Source organism: Caballeronia sp., from assembly GCF_049581465.1.
Classification (GTDB): Bacteria; Pseudomonadota; Gammaproteobacteria; order Burkholderiales; family Burkholderiaceae; genus Caballeronia.
In genome coordinates this window covers 1-8310 of sequence record NZ_JBAUSA010001038.1, presented here as the reverse complement: position 1 = coordinate 8310, position 8310 = coordinate 1, and the positions used below count along the sequence as shown (strand labels likewise).

Here is an 8310-nt window from a genome sequence, read left to right as displayed (position 1 = left end):
TACAAAAAACGGATAAAGCGCGGCAATCAATAAGCCCGGTGCACCTACAGCGAAAAAAGCATAGCGCCATCCGAACTGGGATGCGACGGCTCCGCCAATGACGACGCCCAGGACCGATCCAAAAATTCCGCCTGACTGAAAAGCGCCCAGGACTGCAGAGCGTTTTCCAAACGGAAAAGTATGAGCCAACAGAGCTGCACCCGCGGCTGCATAGGCGGCCTCACCACACCCAACCATCGCACGCGCTGCCAGCATTTGCGTGTAATTGCTTGCCAATCCACAGCCGATCGTGGCAAAACACCAGACAAAGGCCATGAGCGTAATACTTTTCACGCGTCCCCATCGATCGGCAACCAGCGACAACGGAATGGTCATCACGCCAACGACCAGGGACACGATACTGACAAGCGCACCCAGTTGTGAGTCCGATACACCCCATGCCTGCTTCAGGAGTGGAAACACCGCTCCCATGGCCTGGCGAGACAGGTAGTCGGACAAGATCAACCCAAACGTCAATGCAAACACGGTCCACGCATAGGCTTTCGACCCTTGATAAGCTCCTGCACCGCTCACGGTGCCCGGTAAAAGTACGCCAGCGGCTTTCATGTCAATGTCCCCTTCTCCTGGTGCAGTTAGACCGCGTCGGTCGCCGTGGTGCATTCGGCGATTGATAATGCGGGGTCTGCGTTCCCAAGAAATACTTTAGATACCAGCCGCTGGATGCGTGTGCCGTATGGCGGGCGAAAGAGATGAACTGGAAACCAGCGGTTCATGGTCAACACCGACTTACTGTGCGACAACTCCCGGAATCCCTCCGGTCCTCGCCAACTTCCGATGCCCGAATTGCCGCTTCCTCCGAATGGAAGGTCACCCTGGAACACATGCCATGCCCAATCGTTGATCGTCATGCCGCCGGAGTGGACGTCGCGCGTCAGACGTTGTATTTCATCGGCATCCTTGCCAAAGTAATAGAGGGCAAGCGGACGAGGCCGGGCAGTGATGTATCCAATGCCTTCGTCCAGCGAGTCGCACGCTACAACGGGCAATATTGGGTTGAATAGTTCTTCCTGCATGATGCGCATGTCCGACGTCACGCCGGTCACCACTTGCATGGTAATGATTCGCTTGCCGTCGCCCGGACCGCAGGACGTTACCTTTGCGCCCTTGGCTACCGCGTCGGCCAATAATTCGCGGGCCCGGTCCGCATGGCGATCAGATGCAATGCTGGTGTAATTCGCGTCATTGACCGGGTCGGGGTACATGCGCTGGAATGCGCTCACGGTGGCCGCGACAAATTCGTTCATGAGCACGCTGGGTACGAGAGCATAGTCCGGCGCCACACAGGCCTGACCCGCGTTGAACGCCTTGCCGTGCGCGATCGATCGGGCCGCTGCTTGTATTGAAGCTGAACGAGCCACGATCGCGGGTGACTTCCCCCCAAGCTCCAGCGTGACCGGCGTCAGATTGGCCGCCGCAGCACGCATGATCTCCTTGCCTACCGTGGGCGACCCGGTAAAGACAATGTGGTCCAGCGGCAGGCTGGCGAACGCCTGGGCGAGATCAACCCCTCCCCCAAAAACCGCTACCAGGTCTTCCTGAAAAATCTCAGCCAGCATCTCACGCAGGACAACCGTGCTTCGGGGCGAATATTCCGACATCTTGATCATCACTCTATTGCCGGCCGCCAATGCCATGATCATGGGCCCCACAGCCTCGACGATCGGAAAATTCCAGGCGGCGATCACGCCCACCACGCCCTTGGGCTGGTAGACGACCTTGGCTCTGTTTGTGATGAACATCCAGTCAGTGAGGCGGCCTTGCGGCTTCATCCAGGACTTGAGATTGGAGAGCGCGTGGTCAACCTGTAGCGCAGGAAACATGACGTCGAGCATCTTGCACTCGAATTCAGAGCGGCGCCCAAAATCCTCGCTCATTGCCTCCGAGAGCCGATCCTGGTATCGCTGCAAGGCAACGCGCACCGCTTGTAATTCGCGTTTTCGTTGCGCCAGTTCAGGATAGGGCTCGACTAAGCATGCCTTGCGTTGCCGCGTGAATACGGCATTCAGATTCTCGATGGTGTCTTTCAATTCCGGATTCCTGTCGCTATTCGGCTTGTCAAGGTGTCGGTTGAAACGGCGATCTCGACGCGCTTTCGGGTTCAGCCAGTGGGGTTAGCCAAATATATCGAACTCAATGCTGCTTAGACCGAGCGCCACTGATCGGTCCAATACTTTGCACGGACGTCTTTCTTGAGCAGCTTGCCCACTGCGCTGCGCGGCAGTTCCGTCCAGAATTCAACGCTCTTGGGCGTCTTGGTGCTACCCAGATGTTCCTTGCACAGGGCCATGATGTCTTCTTCATTGACCGTCTGGTTTGGCTTAAGCTGCACAACCGCCTTCACCGCTTCACCCCATTTCCCATCAGGCACCCCCACCACAATGCAGTCAAGGACTCCAGGATGGCCCTGGATGACCTTTTCGATCTCAACCGGGAAAACATTAAACCCGCCGGTCACGATCATGTCCTTGATGCGATCCACGATGGTGACGTATCCGCGTGCATCCTGTATCCCGACGTCGGTCGTGTGGTGCCAGCCAAAGGTTGAAACTGCCGCCGTGTCTTCAGGCCTTTTGTAGTATTCCTTCATTACCATCGACGAACGAACGACAATCTCGCCACGCTCGCCCGGCGGCAACAAGTTTCCTTCGGGATCCATAATGGCAAGGCGCGCGACATCCACCGCCTTGCCTGCAGTTCTCACCACCTCGTCATCAAAGCTGCCGTCGCTCCTGAGATAGTCGGAAGGGCTCTTCACCAGGATCGGAATCAACGTCTCTGTCTGCCCGAAGCCCTCATACATGATCGGGCCGAACACGCGCACGGCTTCCTTGAATTTCTCTGGTGCGATCGGCGCCGCGCCAACGATGAATGCCTGCAGCGACGAAAAGTCGGTTTGCCTCGTCTTGGGGTGCGCCAACAAGCCGTATACGGCTGTTGGCGGCAAGTAGAGATGTGTAATCCTTTCTGCTTCGATCACGGCCAGCAAGGCATCTGGATCAAAACCCTGCATGATGATGTTGGCACCGCCCTTGATCGTGAACCCAAGCGCGAGAAGGCCTGCGGCATGCGTCAAGGGAGCGACACACAGGTGACGAGACTCAGCGCTGACGTTAAAGCCGGCGGTCAGTCCGAAACCCATGAATTCGAGGGTTCTATGCGTGTGTACCGCGCCCTTGGAGGGACCGGTGGTACCCCCGGTAGGTTGCAGGAACGCACGTGTATTGGGATCTTCCGGACCGTTACGAAAAGGAACCCAGCAATCCTTCAACCATTCGTCCATGGACTGCCCATGTTCAGATGCGCGGTCGATGCAGATGTACAGCTTTGCCTTCGACAGCTTGGCTTTGAGTGCCGGCACAATGCTTTCGAAATAGCTATGGAAGAAGACGATATCGGTATCGAAGTATTCCAGCACCTCGGCATTGGTCTCAATCGAATTGCGAATGTGAACCGACAACCACGCAAAGTCAGCCAGGTTGATACCTAGATGTAGCAGGCTCACCCTATAGTCATTGGGTGCGTAGATTGCTACATGCGTGCCGGCGCCGGCTTGCCGCGTACGGTCCAATCCATTCGCCATAGCATGAACATACTTCTGGGCCTCGCCATAGGTGATGCGGGTCGCACCATCGACAAAGGCCAGGCTGCCTGGACGCAGCGCCGCGACGGCGTCGAAATAGTCAGCTAATCTCATTTTTTATCTCCTCCGGTACCAACATGAAACACGCAACTAATCGCTTGCCCCTACTTCGCTCGCATGCGGGACGCGGCGTCGAGGCGCACGGTTTCACCGTTGACATAAGCATTTTCGATAATGAAAGCGCAGCAGTGAGCGAACTCGCGCATGTCGCCTAGGCGCCTGGGCGATTCCATCTGCTCTTTCAGCATGTTTAAAACCTTCTCGTCGAGACTTGCGACCATGGGGGTCAAGAACAGACCCGGGGCGATGGCATTGACGCGAACACCAACGGAACCGAGTTCGCGCGCGGCGGGCATGTTCATACCGATAATTCCCGCCTTGGTAGCAGCGTAGGCGCTCTGCCCGATCTGGCCTTCGTATGCAGCACCGGACGACACGTTGATCACCACGCCTCGCTCTTCGCCAGCTTCAAGCTCATTCTTGGCCATCTGCTCGGCGCACTTGGACATGACGTTGAATACGCCATTGAGATTGATGGCCGTGGTCTGGGCAAATCGGGCCAGCGGAGCGGCCTTGCCTTCCTTGCCAAGCACCTTGAACGCCGTGGCAACCGCGGCTCCGTTAATACAGACATGGATTGCCCCGAAACGGGCCATCACTGCTGCGACGGCCATCTGCACGGACTCTTCGCTACTGACGTCGGTTTTCACGAACATCGCGCGCTCGGCTCCGATATCAGCCACGGCCTTTTCGCCCGCGTCGACATTCAAATCGAAAATGGCGACGCAGGCGCCTTTCTCCTGCACCAAATAGAGGGCAGTGGCCAGGCCAAGTCCTGAGGCACCGCCAGTGATAACGATGACTTTGTCTTCAATACGCATTGGAAATCCGAAAAGATAGTAGGGGAATTTGAATCGAGTTCTGAGGCTTCGCTGCCTTTGCCGTTGCCGATCCCGATCAGAACGCGTTGACGCCCGTCAACGCCCGACCAATGATGAGTTGTTGAATCTGTGTCGTGCCCTCGGGAATCGGCACGACGATCGCTTCGCGAGCCAGCTTCTCCACCAAAAACTCTTTCGTTACCCCGTTGCCACCGTGAATCTGAACAGCTTGACGGGCAATTTTCACCGCGGCTTCGCAGGCGAAATACTTGGCCATCGCGGCTTCCATCTCGGCAGGCACACCGGCTTCGATCATCGACGCGGCGCGTTGCGTCAGTAGGCGGGCTGCGTCAACATGGGTTGCCATTTCGGCCAGCATGGCCGAGATCAGTTGATGCCCCGCGATGACCTTGCCATGCTGTTTGCGTTCCGTGGCATAGCGCACCGCCTCTTCCAGCGCCCGGCGTGCAATGCCGAGCCCTTGTGCGGCGACAAAGACCCGCGAGCGCTCGAACATGGACAGCGTGTTCTTTAGCGCTTCGCCTTCATTGCCAAGCATATTGCTAGCGGGCACGCGTACGTCCGTGAGGAAGATCTGCGCGGTCGATTGACTGTTCCAGGCAATCTTGTGAATATCCCGCACCTCGTAAGGGTGCTCTTTACGATCAAGCAGGAAGTGCGTCAGGCCGCGGCGCGGATCATCGCCGGTTCGGCAGGTACAAATGAGAATATCGGAATAGGCACCGTTGCTGATCCAGGTCTTCTCTCCGTTGATGATGAAGTGATCTCCATCCCTTCGGGCGCGAGTCTTGATCTCCAGGACATTGGAGCCGACATCAGGCTCCGATATGCCCGCACTGCAAAACAACTCACCCGTGAGCAGTCCTGGAAGATAGCGCTCGCGCAAATGTGCAGGCGCCAGCTTTGCGATCATCTGGGCGCAGAAGCTATTGATCAGCACCGGTACGGACAGGTCGATCGAAGTGGCCGCTACTTCCTCGAAGAGCATGAGCATGGTCAGCCAATCCAGACCCAAGCCGCCCTGTTCCTCGCTGACAACGCCCGAGATCAAGCCAAACTGAGTAAGTTCACGAACGACTTCTCCCATTTTTTCCCTGGGCACGAATTTGTCGCGAAACTCCTTGTTGAAAAACGGGTCTGCCTTGTCTGCCAGATAGCGCCGCAATCCATCTACCGCGCCGCGCTGTTCTTCAGTTCTGAATACGTATCCCATTTCGGCATCCTTATATTATTTAGTTCTTGGCCAGAATCGTGATGGCCACCACGGCTTCTTCAATGCCGTAGAGGCCGCCGCCGTTTTCCTGGATCGCAACACGCGCATTGCTTACCTGGCGCTGGCCGGCCTCACCGCGCAACTGCGTAACCAATTCGTGGATCTGGCCAAGACCCGTTGCGCCAATAGGATGTCCCTTGGATTCCAGGCCGCCGGAGGGGTTGATTGGAATGCGCCCGCCAACCGTAAAATCGCCTCGCTCGGCTGCAGGACCGCCTTCGCCAAAAGGCACTAGCATCAGGGACTCGGCGTTAAGAATTTCGCCTATCGCCGAAGCATCATGAACTTCCGCCACGTTGACGTCACCAGGCGTCACGCCGGCCTGTTCATAGGCTTTTTTGGCAGCAAGATGAGCGACAATTTTCTCCGGCTCGTCAAGGCCGCGGGTGCTCCCGGTTTGAACGACGCTAGCCAGCACACGCACGGCACGACGCGCGGGGCCATTCAGCCGCCTGAGTCCCGCCGCATTGCAAAGCACTACAGCCGCGGCACCATCGCTAATGGGAGAGCACATCAACGTCGTCAACGGATAGGCGATGGGCGGCGACGCCAACACCTCCTCGACGCTGAACGCTTGTTGAAACTGAGCCAGCGGGTTATGCACCGAGTGCTGGTGATTTTTGGCTGCGATGGCGGCAATCTGCCGCTGGGTCGTGCCATAACGCAGCATGTGATTGCGGCAGATGGCGGCGTAGACATCCATGAAAACGCTATACGGACGCTCGGACATCGTGCCCGGTGGCGGCACCATGTCCCGACCCATAGCGAGCAGCGCGGCTTTGTTTTCTTCCACAGTGGAGACGTCCCAGCCTGCGTCGAAGGCGCTGAACATCTTGGCCTTGTCGGGGATATTCATCTTTTCCGCACCCACAGCCAACGCGATGTCGCAGCTACCCGCGCGCAGTGCCAGCGTCGCCAAATTGAAGGCGGACGAGCCCGTGGCGCAAGCGTTTTCTACAGTAAAGACCGGAACCCCCTCAATGCCCAGGCGGCGCATTGCAATGGGCCCGGGGATTGCGGTCTGGCCCTGGAACAGGCCATTGGTCATGGTTCCGTAAAAGGCGCCGCCAATCTCAGTCACGCCGCAGCCAGCGTCTTTCAACGCCAACCCCACGGCTTCCCCAACCATGTCATACACCGACTTTTCAATTAGGCGTCCGAAGGCAGTCATGCCGACGCCCACCACATAGATATCACTCATTCGATTATTTTCTCTTGACGATGTAAATTCAGCGATCCTGAAACTGGGGTGCGCGCTTTTCGGCAAAGGCCTGCAAGCCTTCCCGGAAGTCGAAGGTCCGCATGTGCTGGCGCAGCATGACTTGCTCGTGCAACAAGGCGTCGTCACGCGTTTTGTCGGCCGATGCCCGGGCCACTTCCTTCATGCGGCGCAACGCGATCGGACTCTTCCTGGCGATATGCTTGGCCAACTGCTGCACCGAATCGGCGAAGCCGTCATCGGGATGAACCTCGCATACAAAGCCACATGCCTGCATCTGGGTCGACGACAGCGACTTGCCTGTCAGCAGTAAATACAGGGCCATGTTTAGCGGAATAAGGCGCGGTAGGATGGCCGCTCCGCCTGCACCGGGAAAGACGCCAAAGTTCGCATGGGCGTCGGCGATCGTGGCACTCTCAGCGGCTACGACCAGGTCGGCGCACATAGCCAATTCCAGGCCACCGGCCATGGTGACGCCGTTCAACGCCGCGATGACAGGCTTTGGAAAGTTACGCAACCGGCCAAACACGCGGTTGGCCCTGTCGAGAAAGTCGGCTTCGCCGGGGCCTGCCGTTTGCCCCGCCAATACCTCCTTCAAGTCAGCACCCGCACAGAAAGCGGCACCGGCGCCCGTGAGCACCAGCACCCGTACTTCGGGGTCGACTGCGATGTCAGTCAGACGGCGATCCAGCTCCGCGAGAATGACGAGGTTTATCGAGTTCATCGCGTTCGGGCGATTGAGCGTCAGGCGCGCTACAGAATCGGTGACCTCGTACAGCAAAATCTCTTCGTTCACGAGCATCTCCGCGAATTCATATTGATCAGTACACCCGTGAAACTTCTCTTAGCTCAGGGTGTTAGCGAGTACCCTTATCGTAGGGGAGACTGTCGTGCGCAACAGGTCATTGCAGTGAAGGCGCCGGTCCGGCCGATATGTACGTCAGTGAGGCTCTTTAGTGGCCGGGGAGCAATCGTTCAATCTCACTTTCACTTAACCCCACATCACGAAGAATCACCGCGCTATGCTCGCCACGCGCCGGCACGGGACCGGTGAGACCTGACGGTGTCGCTGAGAAGCGTGGGGCCGGCGCTGCCTGCAACACGCCGTCGCGCTCGGTATAAATGCCGCGCGCGGCCATATGCGGATGCGTCATCGCTTCCGCCGGTGTTAGTACCGGCGCGAAGCAGGCATCGCTGCCTTCGAGCAGGCTTACCC

The 8310-nt window shown here is 57.7% G+C and carries 8 protein-coding genes; all 8 read right to left on the bottom strand.

The annotated features are described in order from the left end of the window. Nucleotides 1-660 (bottom strand): MFS transporter (locus WCA53_RS25445; RefSeq protein WP_423916933.1); only part of this gene is annotated, 660 nt, incomplete at its 3' end. After that, entirely contained in the window at nucleotides 633-2087 is a 1455-nt protein-coding gene (locus tag WCA53_RS25440) for a coniferyl aldehyde dehydrogenase (RefSeq protein WP_423916931.1), read from the bottom strand. The genes WCA53_RS25440 and WCA53_RS25445, both read right to left, overlap by 28 nt. A gap of 113 nt (nucleotides 2088-2200) precedes the next feature. Then, nucleotides 2201-3754, bottom strand: a complete 1554-nt coding sequence (locus tag WCA53_RS25435; protein WP_423916929.1) for a class I adenylate-forming enzyme family protein — start codon at nucleotides 3752-3754, stop codon at nucleotides 2201-2203. 50 nt (nucleotides 3755-3804) lie between these two features. After that, nucleotides 3805-4581 (bottom strand): SDR family NAD(P)-dependent oxidoreductase, encoded by a 777-nt coding sequence (locus WCA53_RS25430; protein WP_423916926.1) that lies wholly within the window; start codon nucleotides 4579-4581, stop codon nucleotides 3805-3807. Between the two features lie 76 nt (nucleotides 4582-4657). Continuing rightward, a complete protein-coding gene (locus tag WCA53_RS25425) occupies nucleotides 4658-5815 on the bottom strand; it encodes an acyl-CoA dehydrogenase family protein (RefSeq protein ID WP_423916924.1) in 1158 nt (385 codons plus the stop codon). Between the two features lie 19 nt (nucleotides 5816-5834). Continuing rightward, on the bottom strand, nucleotides 5835-7076 hold the full coding sequence (locus WCA53_RS25420; RefSeq protein WP_423916935.1) for a thiolase family protein: 1242 nt from the start codon (nucleotides 7074-7076) through the stop codon (nucleotides 5835-5837). A 28-nt stretch (nucleotides 7077-7104) separates the two neighbouring features. Continuing rightward, nucleotides 7105-7896, bottom strand: a complete 792-nt coding sequence (locus WCA53_RS25415) for an enoyl-CoA hydratase/isomerase family protein (protein WP_423916922.1) — start codon at nucleotides 7894-7896, stop codon at nucleotides 7105-7107. A 151-nt stretch (nucleotides 7897-8047) separates the two neighbouring features. Further along, nucleotides 8048-8310: CoA transferase (locus tag WCA53_RS25410; protein ID WP_423916920.1), on the bottom strand; the 263-nt coding region annotated here is incomplete at its 5' end.

What these genes read in the sequence shown, in the direction of transcription:
- WCA53_RS25435 (WP_423916929.1), bottom strand. Translation starts at nt 3,754, where the DNA reads ATGAGATTAGCTGACTATTTCGACGCCGTCGCGGCGCTGCGTCCAGGC.
- WCA53_RS25430 (WP_423916926.1), bottom strand. Translation starts at nt 4,581, where the DNA reads ATGCGTATTGAAGACAAAGTCATCGTTATCACTGGCGGTGCCTCAGGA.
- WCA53_RS25425 (WP_423916924.1), bottom strand. Translation starts at nt 5,815, where the DNA reads ATGGGATACGTATTCAGAACTGAAGAACAGCGCGGCGCGGTAGATGGA.
- WCA53_RS25420 (WP_423916935.1), bottom strand. Translation starts at nt 7,076, where the DNA reads ATGAGTGATATCTATGTGGTGGGCGTCGGCATGACTGCCTTCGGACGC.
- WCA53_RS25415 (WP_423916922.1), bottom strand. Translation starts at nt 7,896, where the DNA reads ATGCTCGTGAACGAAGAGATTTTGCTGTACGAGGTCACCGATTCTGTA.